Genomic DNA, 24302 nt, shown 5'->3' with positions numbered 1-24302 from the left:
AACCCGCATCATCAGCTTGGAAGGCTGAGGTAATAGCCATTATACGATGCACGCACACTGTCTTATGAGTAAGACTGAGGCATTAAGAGACTTGGAGCGTGCAGCGGGAATCGAACCCGCATCATCAGCTTGGAAGGCTGAGGTAATAGCCATTATACGATGCACGCACATCGTCTTAACGAGTTTGATAATGCCACATCTAACTGAAAACGAAACCTTTTTCTTTCATTTTTACTCTAAGTGCTCGCATAATCACCACTCCGATAGTTTTTTACTCGCCTTTTGTGCTTCTAGAAAGAGTAACGTGTGATTAAACTCTTGTTCAGTCTAGGTCTAAAATAACAGATAACCTATACCTTTGGTAAAGGAGTCAGCCCATATTTATAAATTTAAATGGATACTCATTCCGTTCGAGACGTGAGCAAATCATGAAAAGTCGTAAGTTAAAATAAAGGGTTTTTCATCCAAATTGTCGAGTTTCTGATAACAATTTAGATGCATAAATACAACTTGAGCATAAATCATATCATTCACTAAACTAATCCCCAAATAGTGGCGTTATAAGTAATCATGAGCGTTTGGAGAAAAAAGTAACGAGTTTAGTTGAAAGTTTGCGCAAAATCCTCGTCATTCCGTCTGTCGTTTGTTACATTTGCCGCATATTTTGTCTCCCCCTTAATGCACCCATGCCTTCTCAGTACCGAATTAACAAAATTGTTGAAATTGGTGACACTCTTCACCGCAGTGGTTGTGCTCCTTATAAGCTTGAAAAGTACACACAATACTATGCAAGAAAGCATGGTGTTGATGTGATGATCCAAGCAACGCCAACCGCGATTAACTATCAGTTTCCAGATGATAACAACGCCGTTATTCTAAAACGCCAAAAATTGGCCTCAATTAATCTGAGTTTGTTGGCAAATACCATTATTCGTATTAATCAACCGAGTAGTGAACCGGTGCCAGAACCTGTAGGTTATTCTAAATGGGTGACAGCTCTTGCAAATATGGGCATTCCGCCCGCGTATTTGATGCTTGTGGGCAGCACGCTAGAAGCGGTTGCTTTCTCGGTGTTTTTGGGGTTGATGGTTTGGGTGTGTCAGCAAGTTCTACATTCACGTCGTGCCATCGCGGTTGAATTCATTTCGGCGTTATTGACCGGTATTTTCGTTGCTTTCTTGGCGAGTACAGGCCTGCCCATTCCTGTTTGGGCATTGTGTATTGCTTCAATAGTTTTGTTCGTACCCGGGTTATCAATAGCCAACGCATTAGAGTGTTTGGCGTTTAATGACTTGGTCTCCGGCACGAGCTTGCTCGGTCAAAGTGCGTTAACCCTCATTAAGCTGTTTGTTGGCATTGTTATGGGTCTCAATATTGGCGAAGCGATATGGGGGCAGGCCGTTTCTATTTCTTATATCAATGCAGTGCCGATATGGATGCACATTTCTGGATTGGTGCTGATTTCTGTCTCTATCGGTGTGATGTTTAATGCGCGCCCAACGGATATTCTATTAGGTTTACCCGTCGCTGTTCTCGGTATGTGGGGCCCGTTTTATCTAGGTTTTGATAGTGGTTGGGTTGTGGGTACTTGGGTAACCACAGTGTTGATTACCCTTTATGGTACTTGGATTGCGAAGAAAATGGATCTCACTGGTTCGATCTATATCGTGCAAGGGATCATTATCTTGGTCCCGGGTAGTCGCGTGTTGGTGAGTGCTAGCCAATCGGTGTTTGAGCAGTCTATTTTGCCGATCCCAAGTATCGGTTTATCGGCGCTGTTTATGTTCTCCGCGATTGTGGCTGGGCAAATCACAGCGTATTCAATCTACTCGCCAAAAGTAGAACATTGACCTTTTTAGATTACGACTGCCTTTTAAACAAATTAGTTTCATCAACAAACACAGCTTCATGGCTGTGTTTGTTCGTTTTCGGCGCAGCTCTTTTCCTATTCTAGATTCATCGGTTAGATTTGTGCTCGCTAAGCCTAGCAAGAGCCATTAAAATGAGCACAAATTCCATTTAAATGAAGTGTTAACGTATGTCTTTACCTCCTTGTCCGCAATGCCAATCTGAATACGTCTACCCAGACCAAAACAACCTAATCTGCCCTGAGTGCGCTTATGAGTGGAACCTAGAAGAAGAGCGTTTAGAAAGAGAAGCAGCGCGCGTCAAGGATGTTAACGGTGCCGTTTTAGAAACTGGCGATAAAGTAACTTTTATTAAAGATTTAAAAGTAAAAGGTAGCTCTAGCGTATTAAAAATTGGTACTAAAGCTGTGATTAGACGTATCAACGAAGGCAAAGATCATCAGCTAGATTGCAAACTTGATGGTGGCGGTGAGATGCTGGTGACAGCGAAATACGTGAAAAAGCAGTAACCATTCATTTTATTGTTGGAGATATTTTGAAGTATTCAACAAGACCTGCTCAGTCATCAGATTATGAATTTCTGTTCGAGCTTAAGAAAGCTGCTGAGTTTGAACCAATCAAAGCCGTATTTGGCTGGGATGAACAAATTCAACGAGATATACATGCTGAAGAGTGGGCAGAAGAACGGCCTGAAATTATTGAATATCAAAGCAAAGCGATTGGGAGTGTGTTGTTGCAAGACAAAGGCGAGCACTTTTATTTTTGTCGATTCTTCTTACTGCCGGAGTATCATGGAAAGGGCATTGGCAGCCAAGTATTGAAAGATTGCTTAACTAAGGCTGACAGCCTCAATAAACCCGTCGAACTTTGTTACCTGCAAGGTAATCGAGTTGGGGAGTTGTACTTGAGGTTTGGCTTTGAAATCACCTCGCAAAACGATCAGTTTGTCTATATGTGGCGCCAGTAATTCCAAGCATTAGTTATTAACTTCAACGGCACAGTTCGCCTTTGAGGTTTTTTGTTTTGGTTTTCAATTTAAGATTTAATCGCCAACAGTGCTCCGAAAGTCACTAAACCAAATCCACACGCTTGATTAAGCCTTTTCTTTGCTCTCAATAGATGCTTTTTCAATGTATTCGAAGTAAACAGCATAGCAACAACGCCAAACCATAAGCCGTGAAGAACGATCATGTAAAGCCCATAGCCAAGTGCGACATGTTGGTTCGCAGCATCGGGTGAGATGACTTGGCTGAAGATGCTCAGGAAGAACAGCATGGTTTTTGGGTTGAGCACGTTACATAAAAAGCCTTGTGCTAAATAGCGCCAAACACTGGTGCTTTGCTTTGCATCTTCCATAGGTGTAAGCTTGTTGTCCGCACTCAAGATACCTTTTAGCCCTAGATAAATAAGGTAGGCTGCGCCTGCGTATCTGATCATGTCAAACAGCTGCTCATTCTGTGATATTAAGTAACTGATCCCAAGCATTGAATAACTGATGTGAACACAAATCGCTAAACTCACACCTATTGCAGTCCAAATCCCTGCTTGTCTTCCTTGACTGACACTGTTTTTCAAAACTAAAACGAAATCAGCTCCTGGGCTTATAACAATCAATAGTCCCAATACTGCTAGGCTTAACCACTCCATAATGACTCCAACTCTTTATATTTGATGAGCCAGCATTGTATGGTTTTTTATTGCTGCCTATAATCGAAATGAATTCTACCTATCTGTGAGAAAAAATCACACATGAGACATTTGAAAGCATTTCATATTTTCCACGTAGCAGCGCATTCGAGCAGTTATAGTGATGCGGCGGATAAACTCAATATCACACATGGCGCAGTGAGTAAGCAGATCAAGGTATTGGAAAATCACTTATCCCAAGTTTTGTTCTACAAACAGGGCAGGAATGTGTGTCTCACTAAAGAAGGGGAATTACTCAAAGGTTACACAGAGCAAGCATTCCAAGCCTTGGAGACTGGAGTCCATAAGCTTAATCAGTTGAATCATCAAGCGTTGGAAGTTTCATGCGAACCCACATTGACCATGCGTTGGTTAATGCCTCGACTCGGTGATTTCTATAACGAATCCGGAATTGATGTTCGATTGTCTACCGCAGGTGGGCCTGTGACATTAGGCGCAACTGGTTTAGATATGGCCATTCGCCGAGACGACTTCAACGTAACCGAGCACTACAAGCAGATTCCGTTAGTCGAAGAATGGGTAGGCCCGGTGTTCTCGCCTGATTATTGGCAACAGGTCAAAGACAAGCTAGCCGATGTGAAATTATTGCACAGCAGCACGCGACTAAACGCTTGGAATCACTGGGCATCTATCACCAAAGATAGCCAATTTGATAGCCGATTGGTGTCACAAACTATATCAAACCAGACCTTTGCACACTTCTATTTCTGCTTTCAAGCGGCCGTTGATGGGCTAGGAGCGGCTCTTGGTTCTTATCCATTGGTGGTTGATGATTTGAATAGAGGCAACTTAATCGCACCGTTCGGCTTTGTACCTTCCGGCCATCAGTACATATTGCTCACACAAGATAACAACCATGGTGAACCAGAAAGCCCGTTTGTGGTTTGGTTAAAGAATGAGTTATCGCAGTGTGTTCCATCCTTATAGGAACAACAACCTCTGAACTAGAAGTTTGCTTGTCTTATGTCAGACTCTAGTTCGTTATTGTGGAAATAACTCAATAGGCAAAGACAGCACGCCGCCATTGAGTTTGACTTGTTTTAGCCATTCGGTTGGAATTTCGTCATGTTCTTCGTAGAAACACGCCGCTAATACCGCACCAATTACAATCGCACGACCGCAGCTGTCACCACCACATAAGATGTTGTCGCGAATGCCTTGTTGATAACTCTGAGCACCCGCAATGATGCGAATCAGTAGTGGGAACGCAGCACTCAATTCGCAATGCAATCCGAACTTCTTCGCGGCATCTGTAATCGAAAGCTCAGGTTCAGCCAATGCTTCATCGATTTGATCGTGTATGAATTTGCTGCAAGTTTGTCGCACCATTTCTACCGACTGTAATGGTGAGTTGCCTTGAATTGCCGCTTGAATCAGTAGGGTGATGGCTTGCGCCCATTCCACGGCTTTGTCGTTGTTGTTGGTCACTCGTACCGCGCTCTCTACCATCGCTGGCAAAGTGTGAGAGGTGTAAGTACAGGCGACCAAAGGAATGATTTTTGAAACAGCTGGCAATTGAGTATCATCCGCGCCACACGCTGTAATCGGGGCGTTTGCCAATTCTAATTGATGGATGTTCAACAAGCTCATACGAGTCGCTTTATCAATATAGCCTCGCCAACTACCACCAAAATCAAACCAGAAGCGGAAGTGCTTGATGTAGCTCGCTTCATCGTATTGTTGGTTGTCGACTAAACTGTCGACCATCGCCAATAACTGAGCTCCGTATTGAGATTGTTCACCTGCGGTTTTACCTTGGTGCGCAAAGTAGCCCTTGTCTTGGTAATCGAACTGATTCGGAGAGCGAAATTCTGGCTCAAAACCCGCTACGTGTAAGATCCTCTCTTGGTCATACAGCCAGTGCAGCCCCATTGAAGCGGCGTCTCCAACCAATGCGCCGACAACGGCGTAAAAAGCTCTTTCTTTATGATTGTCCATGTTGAGCGATATCCTTGAGATGAATCAATGTAGTTCGATACGTTAAGTATAGTGATTAGCCGAGCATTTTGCTGTGTTTCTCGGAAGAAATATGAAGGAATAAATCCTTATTGGTCAATAACTTAAACCAATCAGGTGGGATGGATAAGGGTGATGAATAGTTGGGCGAGTCGATACTTTTGATTAATGACGTTACTGGTGGTTAAGGTAAGCACTAGAACGTTGCTCAATCACTTTGAACAGACGCGAAAGTGCAAAGCACAAAGTAAAATATACGAAGCCTACAATCAGCCAGATCTCGAAGATCAACCCCGATGAGTTCGCCATTTCAGTACCAACAAACGTCATCTCTTGGATCGAAATCAGAGACACAATCGACGTGTCTTTAACCAAAGAGATTGCTTGGCCAGCCAAAGGTGGCGTAATCGCGGTTAATACCTGTGGGCCAACCACAAATCGATATTTAGACAGCGTAGATAAACCGAGAGAGTCAGCTGCTTCCCACTGACCTTTAGGAATGCTCTCTAAACCAGACCGGATCACTTCAGCGATATAAGCCGAGGAAAGCAAGCCAATACAGATAACACCAGAGGCTAAGTTTTCCCAAAGGTTTGCGGGTCCGAACAGGAATGCTTGAACAGCATTAATTTCACCATTGTGTCCACGTAAAACGTTTTCTAAGCCAAGCAGAGGGATCAGCTGGTTAGAGACAAAGAAGTAAAAGATAAATACAAATACCAATGGCGGAATATTTCGAACCAACTGGATGAAAATCAGTGCCGGTGTTTTGAATAAAGCGATCTTAGAGTGTCTTGCTACCCCTAACAGTGTGCCGAAAGAGAGCGCTAACACCATGCTCCATAAACTTAAGCGCAGTGTTGCGACCAAGCCTTGGAAGAAATAAGGGACACTGCCTTGAGAAGGTGGAATGAAAATCAGGGTAAACGCATCTTCCCAGCGCCACTGGTAGTTAATACCAACAGCAGAGCGATAATAAAGCCATCCTGCGAACGCACAAATGGTGGCAAGCAACACCCCATCTAATAGGTTAAGGCGTTGATACCAAGGCTTTATGTGAAGGTTGGGCTTGGGCGTTGATAATGCGCTAGTACTACTCACGTCATTCCTGTTTAAACATTAATTATTATTGGTTTGTTGTTTGGAGCTAAAGCGAATCAAATAAAGCTACTTAAAAGGCTACTTAAGTTGTCGATGAGAAGGCAGTGCAAACAGCGCACTACCTTGATTAATCAACCAACAGCGAGCCGATATTTAAAAAGTGCGCTCGGCTTCAGGTTACTGACCTTGAGCAATCTGGTCCTGCCAATCCAGCGTAGAGAACCAGTACTCGTAACGTTCTTTCAACCAACCGTCTTCAGTACGAGCTTTGATCCACGCGTTGAAAAATTCTGCTTTGTCTGTTTCGCCTAGGCGCACAGCAAACGCTTCGTTACCTTTTGATAGGCGCTCTTCAAATGGAATGAATAGCGTGTCTGCGTTTTTGATTGTTTCGTGTTCTGGTTTCGGGCTAGATGCGATAACCGCGTGTGCGTTGCCGTTTAACACTTCTTGGAACGCTTGAGCATCGTCATCGAACTGCAGAACTTTCGCTTTAGGGAAGGTTTCACGAGCGACTTGAACCGTGAATGCTCCACGACGTGCTGCAATTTTTACGCGGCGAGAATCAAAATCAGAGATCTGAGTAAAACCTTCCGCTAGCTCTTTATTAGCCGCCAGTTGAACGCCAGAGTGCGAGTAAGGTTCAGTGAATAATACGCTTTTGGCACGAGCTTCAGTGATAGACATACCGCCGATGATTACATCAAACTTCTTCGATAATAGAGAAGGGATGATGCCGTCCCATGCCGTCGGTACAAATTCGACTTTCCAACCTGAATCTTCGGCAAGGCGTTTCGCCACGTCGATTTCAAAGCCAACGAGATCGCCTTGTTTGTTTCGCATCGCCCAAGGAACAAATGTCGACATACCAACGCGCAGTGAGCCACGTTCGTTGATTTTATCGAGGTTAGGCGTTTCAGAAGCAAGTGCAGGCAAACTGGCGGCAAGCGCAAGTAGGGCTGTAATCGCGGTTTTAAATAGCTTCATGCTGATAAATCCTTATTGTGTTCGCCAGTTAGCCCCGAGCTTATGCTCAAGCCAAGCAGCAACGGCAGAAAGTGAAAGTGTAAGAGCAAGATAAATGATCGCCACAGAGAACCAAATCTCGAATGGCATCGCGGTTTCAGAAACAATGTTCCTGGCTTCAGTTGTCAGGTCGAAAATCGCCATGACACTCACAATTGAAGAGTTCTTAATAAGAGAGATGACTTCATTCGTCAAAGGCGGCAACGTGCGTTGTACCACCTGCGGAAGGATTACATCCCAATAAGTATAGGTCTTCGATAAGCCCAAAGATTGAGCGGCTTCAAATTGTCCTTTCGCAATGCCATTTAAACCTGCACGGAAGATCTCGGCAGTATAAGCACCTTGGAAAAGTGCCAAGGCTAAAACGGCAGTGCTAAAACGATCGAGCCCTAAAACGGGGCCAAACACAAAATAGAGCAAATAAATTTGTACTAATAACGGCGTGTTACGAATTAGCTCAACATAGCTGGTGGCTAAGGTGCGTCCAACCACAGAATTTGAGTTTCTCAATAGCGCTGTCGTTAAACCAATGATCAGTGTCGCGACCAAAGAAATCAGAGATATATTGATAGTGACCAGTAGTCCTTCAACTAATTCTGCAGGCCACCATTCGCCATCTTCATAGAAAGCAATATAGTCCGGCACGCGCTCCCATTGCCAGCTGTATCCCATGGTTTGTGCGCCAGAATCGAGAATCCAAACAACAGCGGCCACAAGTACAACAATTTGTACTAGAGCGGAAAGGGCGGGTTTAATAATTCGAATCAACATCAATAAGTCAGGACCTGATTTAGGAACGCTTGAGTACGTTCATGTTGAGGGTTTTCAAAAAGCGCTTGAGGTGTATTGGATTCCACTATTTGCCCTTCATCCATAAAAATGACGCGGTCGGCAACTCGTTTCGCAAAGCCCATTTCGTGTGTCACGCACACCATGGTAATCCCCTCGCTTGCAAGCTCAACCATCACATCGAGCACCTCGTTGATCATTTCTGGGTCAAGGGCAGATGTTGGTTCATCAAACAACAATAATTGAGGTTTCATACAAAGAGAGCGAGCAATCGCAACTCGTTGTTGTTGGCCGCCAGAAAGCTGAGCTGGATATTTATTGGCTTGCCCTGCAATGTGCACACATTCAAGATAATGCATCGCTATTTTCTCTGCATCTTGTTTGTTTTTTTTGAGCGTACGGGTCGGAGACAAAGTCAGGTTTTCAAGCACCGTAAGATGGGGGAATAAGTGGAAGTGTTGAAATACCATACCGACTTGACCTGGAGTGCTGAATTTGCACGGAAGCGCTTGTTCTAGCACAGAAAGCTCGCCACTTTCGAAGGGCTCTAGCTGGTTGATACAGCGGATCAAGGTTGATTTGCCAGAACCAGACGGCCCGCAAATTACCACAATCTCTCCCTGTTCAATCTTTAAATCGATATCCTTTAGGGCATGGAAATCACCATACCACTTGTTAAGTGACTTAAACTTAACCATTTCCTTTAGAGACTTCAAATCGTCTTACATACCTTGTAATTGAGCAGTTTACCTTATCAATATAAAAATATGATTGCACATAAAAATAAGAGCTTATGAGAATTTAATAGCATCTTGTAGGGCAAATAAAAAGCAGCGCCAAAATGAACGCTGCTTTTGATATACGAAAGAACAAAGAATTAGGTTCAGTGTAATGCCATAAATATTGTTTAAGGCATCTCTCCCATTCAAATTACTTTTGTATTTCGATCTGTTTTGCTTTCTTTAAGTTCAAGCGACTCCTAGTGAATCGCAGACTCTAGGATTTCACGTGTTTTTGCTGGCGTGATGGCTTTGTTCTCGCCAAGCTCTAGGTAACCATGTGATTCAAGCTGAGCAACAACATTGTCGATTGCTGTCTCTTTGTTTGTTTCGTAACCGTCGAACATCGTTGCCACATCTAGGCTGTGGTAAAACACTTCGATTGCATCGATAGTACGCTCTGCTAAGTCAGTACCTGCTTCTAGGTTAAATACGTTGCGACCCATTTGCTCTAGCTTGCCACGCTTCGTTTCGATTTGGTTACGAAGTAGTGAAGGTTGAACAATCGCAAGTGAACGTGCGTGGTCTACTTGCCACAGTGCTGTGAATTCGTGACCAATCATGTGTGTTGCCCAATCTTGAGGAACGCCAGTACCAATCAGGCCGTTAAGCGCTTGGTTTGCGGTCCACATTAGGTTTGCACGCCATGCGTCGTTGTCGCGCTCGTCGTATTGCTTACCCAGTATAAGTAGGTTTTTCAGCAGTGTTTCTGCGTAACCGTCTTGAACCATCGCGTCTGTTGGCATTGTGATGTACTGCTCACATACGTGTACCCAAGCATCAACTAGACCGTTAATCAGTTGACGTTCAGGCAGAGACTTCATTACATCTGGGTCCATTACCGCAAACTTAGGCTGTACGGCTGGGTTCATGAATGCCAGCTTCTCTTGAGTCTCTTTACGAGTAATTACTGCACCCATATTAGATTCAGAACCCGTAGCCGGAAGCGTTAATACTGCGCCGATTGGTGTCGCTTCTGTTACTTGGTGTTTACCTGCTAGGATGTCCCAACCGTCACCGTCGTATTTAGCGGCTGCAGCAACGTATTTAGAACCGTCGATGACCGAACCACCGCCAACAGCGATAATGAATTCTACATTTTCTGCTTTAGCAAGAGCGACTGCTTTATCGAGTGTCTCTTTCGTTGGATTTGCCTCAACACCAGAAAACTCAATCCATGCGTGATCTTTCAGAGATGCTATGACTTGGTCGTAAACGCCATTGTTTTTGATTGAACCGCCACCGTAGATAACAAGTACTTTCTTTGAAGTATCAACCGCTTGGCTGATAGTGTTGATTTGACCTTGGCCGAAGTGAATTACGGTAGGGTTAACATAAGTAAATTGCATTGTAGGTTCCTTGTGTAAAGCTAGATTTTTATTCTGATGTATTGCTCAATTGTTATATTTGCATATTAGTACAGGAACTTAGGGTGGTGAAGGCCAATTTCTCTAAATTAATTGCCTATTTCTACAATGTTGTTATTCTTTTTGGGATTTTGTGCAAATATACTCCGCACCTTGAATGGAATATCACCAGTTATGAATACACTCGCCCAGTTAATGCAGTCTTACGTTGAATACAAAGGTTGGAATGATCTCGAGGGGATCCGAAAAACTGAGATCGAGGATGTCTGGTTTTACCGAAGCAGTGGTGGTAACCAACGCCAACCTTTTACCTATCAGTCTGGGATCATCATGCTTGGACAGGGTCAGAAGAACATCTATATCGGCGAAAGGCCGGTTACTTATGCCGCGGGTGATTACCTCGTCGTTGGCGTGCCAATGCCACTAGAGTGCGAAGCCTTGCCTGTCGATGGTGAACCCTTACTTGGTTTGTCGATCAACATCGACTCTCAGCGCTTACACAGCTTAGTGAAAAAGCTAGAAGACCAAGGGTTTCTCGAAAGCTACTGCAACAAGCATAAACAGAAATCGAGTGGTTTAGAGTCAACCCCGATGGAAGAGCAGATGCTAGCTAGCTTTACTCGACTGATCAAAACGCTACATTGCGACATTGAAGCCAACATACTGGGTGATGCGCTCGTTAGCGAAATTGTTTATCGTGCATTAACAGGATCTGAAGGGCGTGTGTTATTCGACCTTGCTCATCACGACGGCCACTACGCACGTGTTGCCAAGGCGCTGTCTAAAGTACATGAAGAGTATGATCAAACCATTACCGTTCAATCGCTCGCTGATGAAGCGAACATGAGCGTGTCTGCTTTCCATAATGCTTTTCGAAACGTCACCTTTGAATCACCACTTCAATACCTGAAGAAGGTAAGGCTTAACAAAGCTAAAGAACTGATTCAGTCAGAAGGCCTGCGAATTAACGACGCTGCACGCCGAGTCGGCTACTCCAGCCCATCCCAATTTAGCCGTGAATTTAAACGCCATTTCAATACCACTCCAAGAGCGGTGTAGCTCTTCTTTCAAGCAAATCCATGTTCCAAAAACTATGGCGTCGATAGTTCTTCTGACGCCATATCTATTTCAGATATCACCACTTCTTAGTACGACAACGACCTTTCTCTCGCAGTTACCCTAAACCTCTTATTTGTTAAATTATATGAGGAGGTGTATCTAATAATGGGCGTTGTTAGTATGTTGGTATTTTAGTATGAACATATTATTAACGTACTTGTATAAAATAGGCTCTTTAAAATAATTAGTTAAATAGATTAAAAGTTTATGCAGGATATATTAGGGTGATTTAAATAGTTCTGATAATAAGGCTTTTTTAGTGTGAACAACCTATCAAATATAATCTAAATTTTGGAAATTACTCATCGAATTATCTGAGAGAGTATTCAGAAATATTGAATAGACTAAAAAATAAAGATAATTTGGCACTCGATAAATCCTTTTTTTACGGATAATTAGTCGCTCAATGACTAATTATTCGGTAATTCATTGGTTTATAGTAAAGTGATAGTCTGATGAATATCACGTTTAACTAAAACTAATTCGCTTAACATGCCGCTACTTTAATCATTATTTCCAATACGATTGTTAAATATAAATACGTATACCTATTTTATTAAAAGGATAATACCAATGAGTAGCGATATCATTAAAATATCAAGAAACACTGAAAATTCGCCAATTAATCCTGTATCTACACAAACGGTCGCTTTTTCTCATTATAATAACTTTTCTGCTCAACTTCCGGTTGATCCTAAAACGGGTGAAATAGTCATCGGTGACATTACAGATCAAGCTGAACAATGTTTAAATAATATTAAATCGATTGTTGAAAGCATCGACCATGTTATGGATGATGTCGTGAAAATTAATGTTTTCGTTAAGAATATATCTGATATCGATGCTATTGATGAAGTTTACAAAAGCTTCTTTAACAACAGCCTGCCTACACGTACCGTAGTGGGTGTAGCTGCACTGCCAAACAGTGATGCGTTAGTTCAAATGGATGCGCTTATTTCAAACGGCGAAGGCACTAAACCACAAAAACCTTGCGCGCTAGTAAAGGTATCAAGAAACACGGATAACGCGCCTCAAAGTTCTGTATCGACGCAGACCGCGGCATTTTCTCACTACAACAATCTTTCGGCTCAATTGCCTATCGATGTAAATACAGGAGAGTTGGTTTCAGGTGGTATCACAGAACAAACGACACAATGTTTAGCAAACATTAAAACGATTCTAGAGAGTATCGGTCATGTCATGAATGATGTGGTTAAAACCACTATCTACCTTAAAAGTGTTGAAGATGCAGAAAAGGTAAATGAAGTTTGCGCTAAGTTCTTCCCAAGTTATGTTCCAGCGCGAACAGTTGTTCATGCCGCTGAACTACCAATGGGCGCTTTAATTCAAATTGATACATCCGTTTCACATGGCGACGGTACACCTCCGCAATTACCAGAAGACACTCGCTTGTTGGTTATTGAAGCTAATAATACTGTTGCTGCACCATTCATGCCTTATTCGCACACCGTTGCTTTCTCTCACTACAATCATATTTCAGGCCAACTACCTGTAGATCCGAAAACCAATGAAATGGTTGCTGGTGGTGTAAAAGAACAAGCTGAACAGTGCCTTAAGAATATTAAGGCGATCATTGAAAGTGTTGACCACAGCATGGACGATACGGTGAAAATTAATATTCAGCTTAAGGATATTTCAGATATTGATGCGGTAAACGAGATCTACACTGCGTTCTTTAATGCTGACTTACCGGCACGAACGGTGGTAGGGGTTTCAGAGATTCCTATGAATGCTTTAATCCAAATTGATGCCGTAGTTTCTAACTGCGAAGGCACACCTCCACAAGACGTTGTTGCTTAATTCACTGAACCCAATTCGATAATCACCATCCAATGTCGGCTCTAACTTCTGAACAAGGACTTAGAGCCGAATCTGTGAATAGCGAGCCCCAACTCAAGATATAAACCTATCGTTAAGCCTCACTACACAAATCACTCTAAACAAGCTTCTGCCAACGTATGGCGTTTATTGATGCGAAGTGTTTTAATATGAAAAACAGACGCTTAACGTAAGAAAACCAGTTTATGCAATTTCGAGTTATTTTAATGTTGTGCCTAGCTATGATGGGGTGTACATCCAATCAAGAGTTAGCACTCGACCCAACAACCATCACGCTATTTTATGGCGATACATCCATATCCGCAGGTGTGTTAGAAGACAAAACATTCAATTCAGTGCTCGCCGATAGGGTTGAAAGTGTTACGTTTTCAGGCTCAATATCAAAGCAAGACTCAGGCTACTTGGTCGATATGTTAGTGATTCGAGAAATGAAAGAGCCACGTTCAACAAGACAACTGAACACCTCGCTTCTAATGAAACTGGGAGAGTTAGTGGATGTTGGCGGTGTAAATAACGATGTATTCAGGGTAATCCTCGAGTAACAAAAATAAAGTGTTCAATTAATCTGAATTTTTGCTTTACCTCAACTTAGCTTCAAATCTTAAGCTTCTCTTACTGATTAAGAAGGAGCTTATTATGCAAAATAATTACGTAAAAGAACTCGCTGTTAAAACTTACCAAGAAGACCTTGAAAAAGAGTACGTTAAATCGCGATCTATGCCATTCCACGCCCCCAGTTTTATCAGTGGGGTACTGTTGTCAGTTGTGCTGGTTGGATTGTTTTAAATCTTTGATCCATTACCAATTCTCAATATCTCTATTTGATGCACTTTAATGCATACGGCACAATTGCTTAGGTTGAGTTGTGACGCCAATGTCGAGAGGAAGTATGGCAATCCTTGGTGTTTTAGAACGGTGTTATGGGGATTAATCATGGATATATTTTTACACTTACTTCACCCAGATGATGTCAGTGCTTTATTGGAGTTCGAAGTCGAAAATAGAGAGTGGTTTGAGCAATTTGTTCCAGCTCGGGAGGACCGTTTCTATTCTAACGCGGGCGTTGCTGAGCAAGTCATGAGCTTTCTAACAGAGTATGACAATGGCGAGATGATTCCTATGTTGATCAAAGACGCCAATGGCACTATTTGTGGGCGAATCAACGTTCGTGATATCGACCAGAACGCTGAAAGTGGAGAGCTAGGTTATCGAGTTGGTCATTCCTTTGCTTCAAAAGGCGTTGCGTCTAACGCAGTAAAGCAGCTTCTAGACTATTTGGCGGAACAGACCAACCTTAAATATGTTGATGCCTATGCGTTAGTGGGTAATGTCGGCTCAAATAAAATCTTATCCAAGGCCGGTTTTGACTTAGTTGAACGCGTTGAAAGTTACGCCGTGTTCAAAGGGAAGGATCAAGATGCTCATTATTATCTTAGGGCGTTATCTATGTAACTGAACACTCTTAATATTAACCTACAGTAAGGAAATATTATGTTTATTGTTTCTCTCGAATACCAAGTGTCTTTGGAGGAAGTAGCTCTCTTCATTCCAGAACATGTTGAGTTTTTAAACAAGCAGTATGAACTCGGGCACTTTCAGCTGTCGGGCCGTAAGAACCCTAGAACGGGTGGTGTTATTTTGTCCACACTTAGCAACAGGGAGAAGTTAGACATGCTTTTGACCGAGGATCCTTTTTATCGAGAGAATATCGCTAAGTATGAAGTCATCGAGATGTTGCCGGCGAAGGCGTCTAAAGAGTTCGAGTTTTTGTTATAGGGTACATTTATTCTACGAAGTTGACTGGTATCTTAACTTATTGTCTTAATTGGACTTTAATCATATAAACCCCCGCCAGTGGTCGCTTGAGATGTAAACTTGCATGAGTAATATTACCCGCAAATTTGACAGGGCAGTTTTTAAGGTTCGGGCATAGTTTCTCTTGTCTTTATGGCTCCATTACTTATGTGTACGAGTTCGAGGTGATATGAAATATTTAATAGGCGCTTTCTTAGGTGTTCTGTCTTTGCCTACGTCGGCGGAGTCGATGGTTATTGTTGACTCGGAAAGAGATCGTTCTATACCTATAGAGGTTGTTTTGCCGCAGGATTCTGACAGTTGTACAACAACAGAACAGTGTGACGTGGCTTTTATGAGTGCTGGTAATCGAGTTCCATTCACCAAATATAGTTTTGTTGGAGAAATGCTGAACGATAGGGATTACATGACCATTTATGTCGATCATGAACTACCAAGTGATCCTCCTTTATCGAAGACTGGTGACTTGTATAAGACAAGAATTGAGAATTGGAGGCGAGGGGCACAGACTCTCAACGTACTTCAACATGAGCTAGCGAGTCGTTACCCTACTTATGATTTTGACAAGTTAATATTGGTCGGGCATTCCAACGGCGGAGATATCTCCACATGGTTGAGTAACGAAAATAAAGGTTATATTTCTCAGTTAATTACGCTCGACCATAAACGAGTCATTCTGCCTAAAAATGAAAAGATTCGAGTTCTTTCCATTCGTGCAACTGAATACCCTACCAAAGAGGGTGTGCTACCTACTGAATCAGAGCAAAAGCAATATGGTAGTTGTGTTGTTGAGCTTCCAGACTCTAAACATATGGATTTAAGCGATTATGGTTCTAATCTTGCGAAGCAAAGTACGAATGACATTATTATTGGCTTTTTGGATGGCTTAGCGTGCGCAGAGTTGAGAGTAAAAGTTGAGTAGAAGCATCGAATTCATTAGGGCGCGATATCTGTATTCGGATTAGACGACCGACCTAATCGATTATCGCCTTATACATTAGAAGCTGGCAGCGTCCTTCTAGCCAGCTTCGAGCCTCTTTATTTCAAGGTTTAAGGTTACTTCTTAGGTTTACAGCCACTTCTAGATTTACAGTTACTTTTGAGGTCTATTACGTTCGATTACGCTAATAGCGATAGCCAAAAACAGGATGTCTTTCACTAGGAAGAAGTTAGTGACTAAGATCCCATCCGATATTTTCCAAGCATTTGGCGTTGTAATTAGGAAGCTGAGTGTCACAACAAAGATAGCCGCTGCAGCAATACCTGAATAAAAAGCAATTATCGGCTTCTTGAATCCAACGATCAGTCCAATCGCGACAATGATCTCCGCACCACCCACCATGTTAGACACAGCCTGTACTGAGAACAGATTGTAAAGCCAGTTCATGGCAGGGTGATTTGCTATTAGTGGCTCAATGAGCATCGATTCGGTTGGCGTAAACTTGTAAATACCAATCCAAGCAAGCACTAATGCTACGCCAACCACTCCAAGGTTATATCCCACATTAGTCTGTTTTAAATTATAGATTTGAACATGCATAAAAGTACTCCATTTAATAAAATTCCTGAATATGACCGCACGAGTACACATTTAATTTCGTTGTGAGAATAATACTTAATTTTTTTAGCGAGCGTAGGTTCGAGAATTCATGAATCGGGTCGAAAAGTGGTTAGTTGCAAAGGCGAGGTGTAAGGCGGGAAGAGGTACGCTCTAATTTTTTTCAATATTAGAAATTTGAATTAGATTACGCTGACGTAAATACTAATTATAAGAAGAGAATCACCTGTGAAAATCCATAGAATTAACCCGACTAAACGTTGGAATGATGTAACTGTCCTTAATGGCATCGCAAGTTTTGCTGAAGTTCCAGAGACGGATGCATCTGAAGGAATTAGAGTCAGGTTCAGAAAATTTTTGATCAGGCTGAAGAAATGATGAGTTTGGTCGATAGCGATAAATCTCGCGTATTGTCGGTTGCTATTTACCTGACAGATTTCGCTAACTTCGATGCACTGAACGAAGTGTGGGACTCATGGTTCCCTGAAAGTAGCGCACCAAGTCGTGAATGTGTAAAAGCTGAACTGGTAAACCCGAACTAATGGTTGAGATGTCGTTTATGGTTGTTGTGGGTGAGAAATTTCAATAAGCCGAAACATTGGTAGAAATAAGCATTAATCGATATAAGCGCTAATTAACTTAAACAGCGACCAGATAAAACAAAGCCACTCAGGTGAAACATTTGAGTGGCTTTTTCGTTCTATATGCTACAAAACTAAACCGGGCTAGGTATTAAGCGATGCCTTGATCTCTTGCCATCTGTTTCGCGATCTTCGGTGCGTGCCATAAACACGGTAACAAGATGAACGATACAGGAACGGCTGTGATCACAATGAATGACTGTAGAGCCGAGATGCCACCTGCACCCATTGAGATAAGCGCAATAGCTACAGCACCCATGATGATACCCCAGAAGGTACGTACCGCTGCGTTCGGTTCCGTTGTGCCTGTCATTACTACACTGATGGTGTAAGTCATTGAGTCACCCGTTGTTACGATAAACGTGGTCGTCAGGACCAAAAACAGAATCGAAATCAAAGTAGGGAACGGTAGTTGTCCTGTGATCGCGAGTAGAACCGCAGGAAGGTTGAAGCCTTCGAACGCGCTAGAAATCACACCTGGGTTCTCTAGTTCAAAAGCTAAACCACTACCACCAACGATGCTGAACCAGAAACATGTAACAAGCGGTGCAACGATGCTTATAGAAACGATCATTTGGCGAATAGTACGGCCACGTGAAATACGAGCGATGAAGATCGCCATCATAGGGCCATAACCCAAGAACCAACCCCAGAAGAAAACTGTCCAGCCACCGAGCCAAGCAGTATCTTGACGGTAAAGTGCCATTGGGATGAAGTTATCAACCGTCGCACCAAGACCCTGAAGGTAGCCATCAATGATGAAGCTAGTAGGGCCAACCACAAGAATGTAGCCGATCAGGCAAACCGATAGAATGATGTTGTAACGGCTAACCAGTTGGATGCCTTTGTTCACGCCGCTTAATGCAGAAAGCGTGTACATTGAGATTGCGAATAGGACAACCACGCTTTGAGTGGCAAAGCTGTCTGAAATACCAAACAGTTCGCTCAGTGCGTAGCTGATCTGTAGGCCAAGGAAGCCGATTGGACCGATAGTACCGGCAGCGACTGCCACGATGCTACATGCATCCACAACATTGCCAATCCAGCTGTTGATAGCTTTGTCGCCAAGTACAGGGTACAGAAGAGTACGAGGTTTTAGCGGCAAGCCTTTTTCGTAGTGCAGGTACATAAGTACAATAGAAGACAGACCACCTAATATAGCCCATGCAAGAAAACCCCAGTGCATAAACGATTGCGATAACGCGTTTAATGCCATCGCCTGAGGATCAGCCGTGCCATATAGTGGCGGGGCGGAAACGAAGTGCGCAATAGGTTCTGCAGCGGCCCAGAATACGCCACCGCCAGCGAGCAGCGTACATAGGACGATAGACATCCATTTGAAGGTTGTCATTTCAGGTAGGGCAAGCGTTCCTAAACGAACATGGCCTGTACGTCCTAGTGCAAGCACTAAGCCGATAATGAAATTGAGAAGTAGAAGGACTTGCCAGAAAGCACCGAACCACTCTGTAGAGTAGCTAAAGCCGGTGTTAACAAGTTCGGACAACACGGAGGTGTTGGTAAAGGCGAGGATGACAAAGAGGGTTAAAAAACTGCCACTAAGCCAAAAGACTGGGTTTCCGAGTTCCAGTTTCTCACCCAAAGATTGAGCTTTATTGAAATCGATAGAAGTAGATTCTGCGTTGATGTTTTCGTTGGCGACTTGCGTCAAGTTGGACATTATTTCTTCGCTATATTTGGCTATTTAAAGCCTATGTATTTCTCCCACACTTACATAATAAATGTGAGGCTCGTCAAAAAAGCCGCCGATAATAACATATGTGTTATCAAAAAGTGGGCGAATTTTAAAAAGAACACAAAATCGTGTGCAAATTTCTACTTTTTGGTTAGTTTTGATGCGGTTTTTCCTCGAGTTTGAATCACACTTCTGATTTTTGAGACATGATTTTTTATCTTTCCGAAATAAATTAATATTAGTTATTGGTGCAAAATAAGTGTCGACTCATTGCATGCTTGTAGCAAATTAATGCGAGTCATTTTATAAATTGAGAATGTTTTAGGTGTTTAATTGTACGTTTTGCCTACAGTTGTTTTTTGAAGAGATTTAAGTGATTGAGAAGTATCGCTTGGATTAAACATTTTGAAACAAAGACTTAAGGGATAGCTCACATGCACCTAAACCAAGGAAGAGTGGCCAAGAAGGTTTTTACACTCAGTACTCTCACCGTGTCCTGCTTAATGGCGTTCAACAGCTATGCGGCTGTTGATTGTTCAACCTTAGAAACGTGGGACTCTGCCACTGTATATACCGGTGGTGATCAGGTTTCACATGACGGCAGCGCTTATACTGCAAATTACTGGAATCAGAATAACAACCCAAGCCAGTTTGAAGGCGACTATGCACAATGGAAGAAAGTCGATGTGTGTAACGGAGACGGAGGTGGCGGTACACCAAATGAAGCACCAACTGCTTCGTTAACAGCGCCAATGGCATCAGATGTGATTGTTGAAGGCGACAACGTCGTATTAAGCGCAACAGCACTAGACACTGATGGCAATGTTGCTTCCGTAGAATTCTTTGTTGATGGGTCTTCGGTCGCAGTGGTGACAGCGGCACCATTTGAAGCGGCTTGGGTTGCAACGTCTGGTAACCATCAGGTTTCAGTTGTCGCAATGGACAATGAAGGTGCAACAAGTGTTGCAAGCGCGGTTTCAGTTTCTGTTGATTCAGCGCAACCGGGTAACGAAGCACCGACAGTTTCGGTTGCGCTTTCAGCAGCTTCGGTCGATGTTGGTGGTGTGGTAACACTTACCGCAACAGCCGCAGACAGTGATGGCACGGTTGATAAGGTTGATTTCTACGTAGCAGGTGCCCTTGTGGGTACAGCAGCAACAAGTCCATACACGCTAGATTACACAACAACTCAAGCTGGCTCTTTAGCGGTTTACGCGAAAGCAACAGACGACCAAGGCGCGACTGCAGATTCTGCGTTGGCTTCTTTGACTGTGAATGGTGCTCCAACAGTGAGCACATGTCGCCCTGATGGCTTATATCAAACTCAAGGTGTCGATGTTCCTTACTGTACGATTTACGATGATGAAGGCCGTGAGAAAATGGGCGCGGATCACCCACGCCGTGTGATTGGTTACTTCACAAGTTGGCGTGCAGGGGATGACCCACAAGCCGCTTACTTAGTAAATGATATCCCTTGGGAACAACTCACACACATTAACTACGCTTTTGTGAGCATCGGCTCAGATGGCAAAGTAAACGTCGGTGATGTGAATGATCCTGAAAACGCTGCGGTTGGCAAAGAGTGGCCGGGTGTGGAAGTTGATCCTGCATTAGGCTTCAAAGGTCACTTTGGTGCATTAGCGACAGCGAAGAAAAAACACGGCGTGAAAACGCTAATTTCAATCGGTGGTTGGGCAGAAACCGGTGGTCACTTCGCGACTGACGGAAGCCGAGTGGCTGATGGTGGTTTCTATACCATGACCACCAATGCCGATGGTTCAATTAACCATCAAGGCATCGAAAAATTCGCAACTTCAGCGGTTGAAATGCTTCGTAAATACCAGTTCGATGGTCTAGATATCGATTACGAATACCCAACCTCAATGGCGGGCGCAGGTAATCCATACGATAAAGACTTTATGGAACCACGTCGTCAATACCTATGGGCTTCGTACCAAGTGTTGATGAAAGTGTTGCGTGAGAAGCTTGATGCGGCGTCTGCGCAAGATGGCAATCACTACATGTTAACTATCGCGGCTCCTTCTTCTGGTTACCTGCTGCGCGGTATGGAAACATTCGACGTAACCAAATATCTCGATTACGTAAACATCATGTCTTATGACCTTCACGGTGCGTGGAACGATCACGTAGGTCATAACGCTGCATTGTTTGATACAGGTAAAGATTCAGAGTTAGCACAGTGGAACGTTTACGACACTGCGGCTTATGGCGGTATCGGTTATCTGAACACGGATTGGGCTTACCATTACTTCCGCGGTTCAATGCCAGCCGGTCGTATTAATATTGGTGTACCTTATTACACTCGTGGTTGGCAAGGTGTGACCGGTGGTGAGAATGGCCTTTGGGGCCGAGCTGCACTTCCTAACCAATCTGAATGTGCTGCCGGTACGGGTGAAGGCGAGAAGAACAACTGTGGCCATGGCGCAATTGGTATCGATAACATGTGGCATGATACCGACCCGAAAGGCAACGAAATGGGCGCGGGTTCTAACCCAATGTGGCACGCTAAGAACCTAGAGAAAGGTATTTGGGGTTCTTACGCTGAGGCTTACAAGCTTGATCCTGTCAACGATCCATCTGATGTTTTAACAGGCACTTACACGCGTAACTACGACAGCGTGGCCGTTGCACCTTGGTTGTGGAATGCAGAGAAGGGCGTATTCCTTTCTACAGAAGATAAGCAGTCTATCGATGTGAAAGCGGACTACGTTATCGATAAAGAAATCGGTGGCATCATGTTCTGGGAACTAGCAGGGGATTATAACTGTTATGTACTCGATGCGAGCGGCAACCGAACTTCAATCGATACCACTGAGCAAGCATGTAACAGCGGTAACGGTGAGTTCCACATGGGTAACACAATGACGAAAGCTATCTACGATAAGTTTAAGTCTGCAACCCCATATGGAAACAAAGTAGCGACGGGTGCTATCCCAACAGAAGCGCTAGATATCGCAGTTTCAGTTGGTGGTTTCAAAGTCGGTGACCAAAACTACCCAATCAACCCTAAGATCACGTTCACGAACAATACGGGGCAAGCACTTCCGGGGGGAACCGAATTCCAATTCGATATCCCAGTATCAGCACCTGATAACGCGAAAGACCAATCGGGCGGTGGTTTGTCAGTGATTGCATCTGGTCATACTCGTGCGGATAACATTGGCGGATTAGACGGACCCATGCACCGCGTAGCGTTTACGTTACCCGCGTGGAAAGACCTTCCTGCTGGTGGTGTGTATGAGCTAGATATGGTGTATTACTTGCCAATTTCAGGTCCTGCGAACTATGCAGTGAGCGTGAATGGTGTCGACTATGCCTTTAGCTTTGAGCAACCAGATTTACCACTAGGTAATATCAGCTCTGGTGGCGGTAACCCTGGCGATGGTGGTACAAACCCTGGTACGTGTGATACTGCAGGTTTAGCGGTTTACCCAGACTTACCTCAGAAAGATTGGGCGGGTAACCCAAGCCATGCAAACACGGGTGACCAAGTCGTTTATAACAACGTAGTATACCAAGCGAACTGGTGGACAAGTGCCGAACCGGGTAGTGATGGTAGTTGGACGAAAGTATGTTCTTAACCATGCCTAATACGTCAACAATGTAGTGCGCGAATATTCGAGTGGAATAGTAATTAGGTAAATTCACAACGATGCGTACTAAAAAGCCCAAATAGTTTGCTCTATTTGGGCTTTTTCAGAATTATTTGAAGTGCTAGTCGCTAATTTAAGCTTTTGCTTCTTTCATCGCTTCCGTTTTTTTTTCCTTTTGCATTTTTGCAAGGAAGTAGATATTTACGCAAGCGATAAAGCCATTAGTTGCAACAACCGGCCATGCGTCAATCATAACACCGTATGCTGTGAAGAGAGCACAGCCAATAAAGTTAAGAACACGCAGACGAACGATATCTTTCATTGTTAATGAAATTGCGACCATAATAGACGCCGCGTAACCTAAAATCTCAACCATATTGAATTCCATTGTTTGACCCTCTTAAATTTGCCGATACTTTGTCGGTACCAATTCTTCTCTTCATGAGATGATTGAGGAAGCTCCGTGCCTCGAATGGTCTGGCTATGTTTAACTGGATAAACTATACCAACTCTATTTTTGTGATAAAACCCCCAAAACAAGCAGAAGTGAAGGTTAGCGATTACGCAAACGTTTAATGACCCTTTTGTTAATATAATTACTGTTTATGTTGGAGGTTAAGTTAATAATTATTCTTATATAGATCAGGAAGCCACTAATGAATAAACAATCCATATATACAATAGAAGACATAAAGAAAGCCGCACTAGTGGTTTTGATAGCGGCTGGACTGGCAGCTTGTACAACACAAGAAGTACCCACAACCCACAACTATGGTGTGGTGACCAGCGGTGACTTTGATTTTATGAAACATGATGTCGTCACATACTCATGGCATCCTGAATCAGAGCAGATGTATCTTTCTCAAAAGTACGATAAGACGGTAGTCACTGACTTGGTGCGTGACGCAATTAAAGATCAACTCTCTATGAAAGGTTATCAGCTTAATCAAAATGGTGGCTTTAGTGACGTCGTCGTAGGTTTTGGGTTGGCTGAAGAATCAGAGCTAAATAATGAATCGATCTTTGATGCGATTAAGTTATCTACAGGCGTGCCATTTTATAATGATGAAGGAAAGTTAGCCGAGAAAGGGTCGTTGTATATTGCTTTTTTCGTACCTAACTCTGAAATCGTGCAATGGCAAGCATTAGCTCAGTCTGGTATCCAGAATGATGTTGAGCCCAGCGAAAGTAAACAGCGCATAATGGGCTTTATAGAGATGCTATTTAGACGCATGCCCACGCGCTAGATGGATTCATTGGGTCAATATTACTTGTTGAATAAATGGACAGATCGCAGATTATGCTTTTTTATTTGTAACTAAAGGTACATTTGCGTAAAGCAACGTAAAGTTCGCGCTTCTTTTACTAGCATTTGTCTATACTGGACAAAACGTTAACTTAGGTTTGAT

23 protein-coding genes, 1 tRNA gene and 1 pseudogene are annotated in these 24302 nt (G+C 43.3%); 14 read left to right on the top strand and 11 right to left on the bottom strand.

What is annotated here, in order from left to right:
- Positions 1–92 precede the first annotated feature (92 nt).
- Positions 93–167: transfer RNA gene (locus ACED48_RS16325), tRNA-Gly, on the bottom strand.
- A 519-nt stretch (positions 168–686) separates the two neighbouring features.
- Between ACED48_RS16325 and ACED48_RS16320 the strand changes: the two genes are divergently transcribed.
- The 3 genes from ACED48_RS16320 (at position 687) to ACED48_RS16310 (ending at position 2835) form a co-directional block, all read left to right on the top strand.
- Complete coding sequence (locus tag ACED48_RS16320) at positions 687–1850, top strand: threonine/serine exporter family protein (RefSeq protein WP_017058138.1); 1164 nt, start codon at positions 687–689, stop codon at positions 1848–1850.
- A gap of 188 nt (positions 1851–2038) precedes the next feature.
- A complete protein-coding gene (locus ACED48_RS16315) occupies positions 2039–2377 on the top strand; it encodes a zinc ribbon domain-containing protein YjdM (RefSeq protein ID WP_017058139.1) in 339 nt (112 codons plus the stop codon).
- 26 nt (positions 2378–2403) lie between these two features.
- Positions 2404–2835: a GNAT family N-acetyltransferase gene (locus tag ACED48_RS16310; RefSeq protein WP_017058140.1), complete on the top strand. Its 432-nt coding sequence runs from the start codon at positions 2404–2406 to the stop codon at positions 2833–2835.
- 68 nt (positions 2836–2903) lie between these two features.
- Here ACED48_RS16310 and ACED48_RS16305 read toward each other — a convergent pair whose 3' ends face one another.
- The gene (locus tag ACED48_RS16305) at positions 2904–3515 is read right to left on the bottom strand and encodes a LysE family translocator (protein WP_017058141.1); all 612 of its coding nucleotides are present in this window, start codon (positions 3513–3515) and stop codon (positions 2904–2906) included.
- 102 nt (positions 3516–3617) lie between these two features.
- Between ACED48_RS16305 and ACED48_RS16300 the strand changes: the two genes are divergently transcribed.
- Complete coding sequence (locus ACED48_RS16300) at positions 3618–4502, top strand: LysR family transcriptional regulator (RefSeq protein ID WP_017058142.1); 885 nt, start codon at positions 3618–3620, stop codon at positions 4500–4502.
- A gap of 54 nt (positions 4503–4556) precedes the next feature.
- Here the strand turns inward: ACED48_RS16300 and ACED48_RS16295 are convergent, their stop codons facing one another.
- The 6 genes from ACED48_RS16295 to ACED48_RS16270 all read right to left on the bottom strand — a co-directional run bounded on the left by ACED48_RS16295 (position 4557) and on the right by ACED48_RS16270 (position 10575).
- On the bottom strand, positions 4557–5513 hold the full coding sequence (locus ACED48_RS16295; RefSeq protein ID WP_017058143.1) for an ADP-ribosylglycohydrolase family protein: 957 nt from the start codon (positions 5511–5513) through the stop codon (positions 4557–4559).
- A gap of 192 nt (positions 5514–5705) precedes the next feature.
- A complete protein-coding gene (locus tag ACED48_RS16290; protein WP_017058144.1) occupies positions 5706–6632 on the bottom strand; it encodes an amino acid ABC transporter permease in 927 nt (308 codons plus the stop codon).
- A gap of 177 nt (positions 6633–6809) precedes the next feature.
- Positions 6810–7619, bottom strand: coding sequence for a transporter substrate-binding domain-containing protein (locus tag ACED48_RS16285; protein ID WP_017058145.1), 810 nt, complete (start codon positions 7617–7619; stop codon positions 6810–6812).
- 12 nt (positions 7620–7631) lie between these two features.
- Positions 7632–8429: an amino acid ABC transporter permease gene (locus tag ACED48_RS16280; protein ID WP_017058146.1), complete on the bottom strand. Its 798-nt coding sequence runs from the start codon at positions 8427–8429 to the stop codon at positions 7632–7634.
- The gene (locus ACED48_RS16275) at positions 8429–9145 is read right to left on the bottom strand and encodes an amino acid ABC transporter ATP-binding protein (protein ID WP_017058147.1); all 717 of its coding nucleotides are present in this window, start codon (positions 9143–9145) and stop codon (positions 8429–8431) included. The genes ACED48_RS16280 and ACED48_RS16275 overlap by 1 nt, the downstream gene beginning before the upstream one ends.
- A gap of 281 nt (positions 9146–9426) precedes the next feature.
- Entirely contained in the window at positions 9427–10575 is a 1149-nt protein-coding gene (locus ACED48_RS16270) for an iron-containing alcohol dehydrogenase (RefSeq protein ID WP_017058148.1), read from the bottom strand.
- A gap of 192 nt (positions 10576–10767) precedes the next feature.
- Here ACED48_RS16270 and ACED48_RS16265 point away from each other — a divergent pair, with 192 nt between their 5' ends.
- The 7 genes from ACED48_RS16265 (at position 10768) to ACED48_RS16235 (ending at position 16309) form a co-directional block, all read left to right on the top strand.
- Positions 10768–11652: an AraC family transcriptional regulator gene (locus ACED48_RS16265; protein WP_029627239.1), complete on the top strand. Its 885-nt coding sequence runs from the start codon at positions 10768–10770 to the stop codon at positions 11650–11652.
- 633 nt (positions 11653–12285) lie between these two features.
- Complete coding sequence (locus ACED48_RS16260) at positions 12286–13533, top strand: RidA family protein (RefSeq protein WP_017058150.1); 1248 nt, start codon at positions 12286–12288, stop codon at positions 13531–13533.
- 224 nt (positions 13534–13757) lie between these two features.
- The gene (locus tag ACED48_RS16255) at positions 13758–14114 is read left to right on the top strand and encodes a hypothetical protein (RefSeq protein ID WP_017058151.1); all 357 of its coding nucleotides are present in this window, start codon (positions 13758–13760) and stop codon (positions 14112–14114) included.
- 94 nt (positions 14115–14208) lie between these two features.
- Positions 14209–14358, top strand: coding sequence for a hypothetical protein (locus tag ACED48_RS16250; RefSeq protein WP_017058152.1), 150 nt, complete (start codon positions 14209–14211; stop codon positions 14356–14358).
- A gap of 147 nt (positions 14359–14505) precedes the next feature.
- Positions 14506–15024, top strand: a complete 519-nt coding sequence (locus ACED48_RS16245) for a GNAT family N-acetyltransferase (protein WP_017058153.1) — start codon at positions 14506–14508, stop codon at positions 15022–15024.
- Between the two features lie 39 nt (positions 15025–15063).
- Positions 15064–15348, top strand: a complete 285-nt coding sequence (locus ACED48_RS16240; RefSeq protein ID WP_017058154.1) for a YciI family protein — start codon at positions 15064–15066, stop codon at positions 15346–15348.
- Between the two features lie 208 nt (positions 15349–15556).
- The gene (locus tag ACED48_RS16235; RefSeq protein ID WP_017058155.1) at positions 15557–16309 is read left to right on the top strand and encodes an alpha/beta hydrolase; all 753 of its coding nucleotides are present in this window, start codon (positions 15557–15559) and stop codon (positions 16307–16309) included.
- Positions 16310–16480: 171 nt separating this feature from the next.
- Here the strand turns inward: ACED48_RS16235 and ACED48_RS16230 are convergent, their stop codons facing one another.
- Complete coding sequence (locus ACED48_RS16230) at positions 16481–16927, bottom strand: DUF417 family protein (RefSeq protein ID WP_017058156.1); 447 nt, start codon at positions 16925–16927, stop codon at positions 16481–16483.
- A 246-nt stretch (positions 16928–17173) separates the two neighbouring features.
- Between ACED48_RS16230 and ACED48_RS16225 the strand changes: the two are divergent.
- Positions 17174–17534 (top strand): annotated as a pseudogene (locus tag ACED48_RS16225) (RidA family protein).
- A gap of 143 nt (positions 17535–17677) precedes the next feature.
- Here the strand turns inward: ACED48_RS16225 and ACED48_RS16220 are convergent.
- On the bottom strand, positions 17678–19264 hold the full coding sequence (locus ACED48_RS16220; RefSeq protein ID WP_017058157.1) for a BCCT family transporter: 1587 nt from the start codon (positions 19262–19264) through the stop codon (positions 17678–17680).
- Between the two features lie 449 nt (positions 19265–19713).
- On the opposite strand from ACED48_RS16220, the gene ACED48_RS16215 reads away from it, so the two are divergent.
- A complete protein-coding gene (locus ACED48_RS16215) occupies positions 19714–22881 on the top strand; it encodes a chitinase C-terminal domain-containing protein (protein ID WP_029627240.1) in 3168 nt (1055 codons plus the stop codon).
- 145 nt (positions 22882–23026) lie between these two features.
- Here the strand turns inward: ACED48_RS16215 and ACED48_RS16210 are convergent, their stop codons facing one another.
- Complete coding sequence (locus ACED48_RS16210) at positions 23027–23281, bottom strand: YgjV family protein (RefSeq protein WP_029627241.1); 255 nt, start codon at positions 23279–23281, stop codon at positions 23027–23029.
- 268 nt (positions 23282–23549) lie between these two features.
- On the opposite strand from ACED48_RS16210, the gene ACED48_RS16205 reads away from it, so the two are divergent.
- Positions 23550–24140, top strand: coding sequence for a DUF4136 domain-containing protein (locus ACED48_RS16205; protein WP_017058160.1), 591 nt, complete (start codon positions 23550–23552; stop codon positions 24138–24140).
- The last annotated feature ends 162 nt before the right edge of the window (positions 24141–24302 follow it).

The sequence above is a fragment of the Vibrio sp. 5S239 genome (genome assembly GCF_041439575.1).
Lineage (GTDB): Bacteria > Pseudomonadota > Gammaproteobacteria > Enterobacterales > Vibrionaceae > Vibrio > Vibrio kanaloae.
Note: the sequence above shows the minus strand (reverse complement) of the source record. Positions and strands in the feature narration are given on the sequence as shown.

Coding starts and splice junctions, on each gene's coding strand:
- ACED48_RS16320 (WP_017058138.1), top strand. CDS start 687: ATGCCTTCTCAGTACCGAATTAACAAAATTGTTGAAATTGGTGACACT.
- ACED48_RS16315 (WP_017058139.1), top strand. CDS start 2,039: ATGTCTTTACCTCCTTGTCCGCAATGCCAATCTGAATACGTCTACCCA.
- ACED48_RS16305 (WP_017058141.1), bottom strand. CDS start 3,515: ATGGAGTGGTTAAGCCTAGCAGTATTGGGACTATTGATTGTTATAAGC.
- ACED48_RS16300 (WP_017058142.1), top strand. CDS start 3,618: ATGAGACATTTGAAAGCATTTCATATTTTCCACGTAGCAGCGCATTCG.
- ACED48_RS16295 (WP_017058143.1), bottom strand. CDS start 5,513: ATGGACAATCATAAAGAAAGAGCTTTTTACGCCGTTGTCGGCGCATTG.
- ACED48_RS16285 (WP_017058145.1), bottom strand. CDS start 7,619: ATGAAGCTATTTAAAACCGCGATTACAGCCCTACTTGCGCTTGCCGCC.
- ACED48_RS16280 (WP_017058146.1), bottom strand. CDS start 8,429: ATGTTGATTCGAATTATTAAACCCGCCCTTTCCGCTCTAGTACAAATT.
- ACED48_RS16275 (WP_017058147.1), bottom strand. CDS start 9,145: ATGGTTAAGTTTAAGTCACTTAACAAGTGGTATGGTGATTTCCATGCC.
- ACED48_RS16270 (WP_017058148.1), bottom strand. CDS start 10,575: ATGCAATTTACTTATGTTAACCCTACCGTAATTCACTTCGGCCAAGGT.
- ACED48_RS16265 (WP_029627239.1), top strand. CDS start 10,768: ATGAATACACTCGCCCAGTTAATGCAGTCTTACGTTGAATACAAAGGT.
- ACED48_RS16260 (WP_017058150.1), top strand. CDS start 12,286: ATGAGTAGCGATATCATTAAAATATCAAGAAACACTGAAAATTCGCCA.
- ACED48_RS16255 (WP_017058151.1), top strand. CDS start 13,758: ATGCAATTTCGAGTTATTTTAATGTTGTGCCTAGCTATGATGGGGTGT.
- ACED48_RS16250 (WP_017058152.1), top strand. CDS start 14,209: ATGCAAAATAATTACGTAAAAGAACTCGCTGTTAAAACTTACCAAGAA.
- ACED48_RS16245 (WP_017058153.1), top strand. CDS start 14,506: ATGGATATATTTTTACACTTACTTCACCCAGATGATGTCAGTGCTTTA.
- ACED48_RS16240 (WP_017058154.1), top strand. CDS start 15,064: ATGTTTATTGTTTCTCTCGAATACCAAGTGTCTTTGGAGGAAGTAGCT.
- ACED48_RS16235 (WP_017058155.1), top strand. CDS start 15,557: ATGAAATATTTAATAGGCGCTTTCTTAGGTGTTCTGTCTTTGCCTACG.
- ACED48_RS16230 (WP_017058156.1), bottom strand. CDS start 16,927: ATGCATGTTCAAATCTATAATTTAAAACAGACTAATGTGGGATATAAC.
- ACED48_RS16220 (WP_017058157.1), bottom strand. CDS start 19,264: ATGTCCAACTTGACGCAAGTCGCCAACGAAAACATCAACGCAGAATCT.
- ACED48_RS16215 (WP_029627240.1), top strand. CDS start 19,714: ATGCACCTAAACCAAGGAAGAGTGGCCAAGAAGGTTTTTACACTCAGT.
- ACED48_RS16210 (WP_029627241.1), bottom strand. CDS start 23,281: ATGGAATTCAATATGGTTGAGATTTTAGGTTACGCGGCGTCTATTATG.
- ACED48_RS16205 (WP_017058160.1), top strand. CDS start 23,550: ATGAATAAACAATCCATATATACAATAGAAGACATAAAGAAAGCCGCA.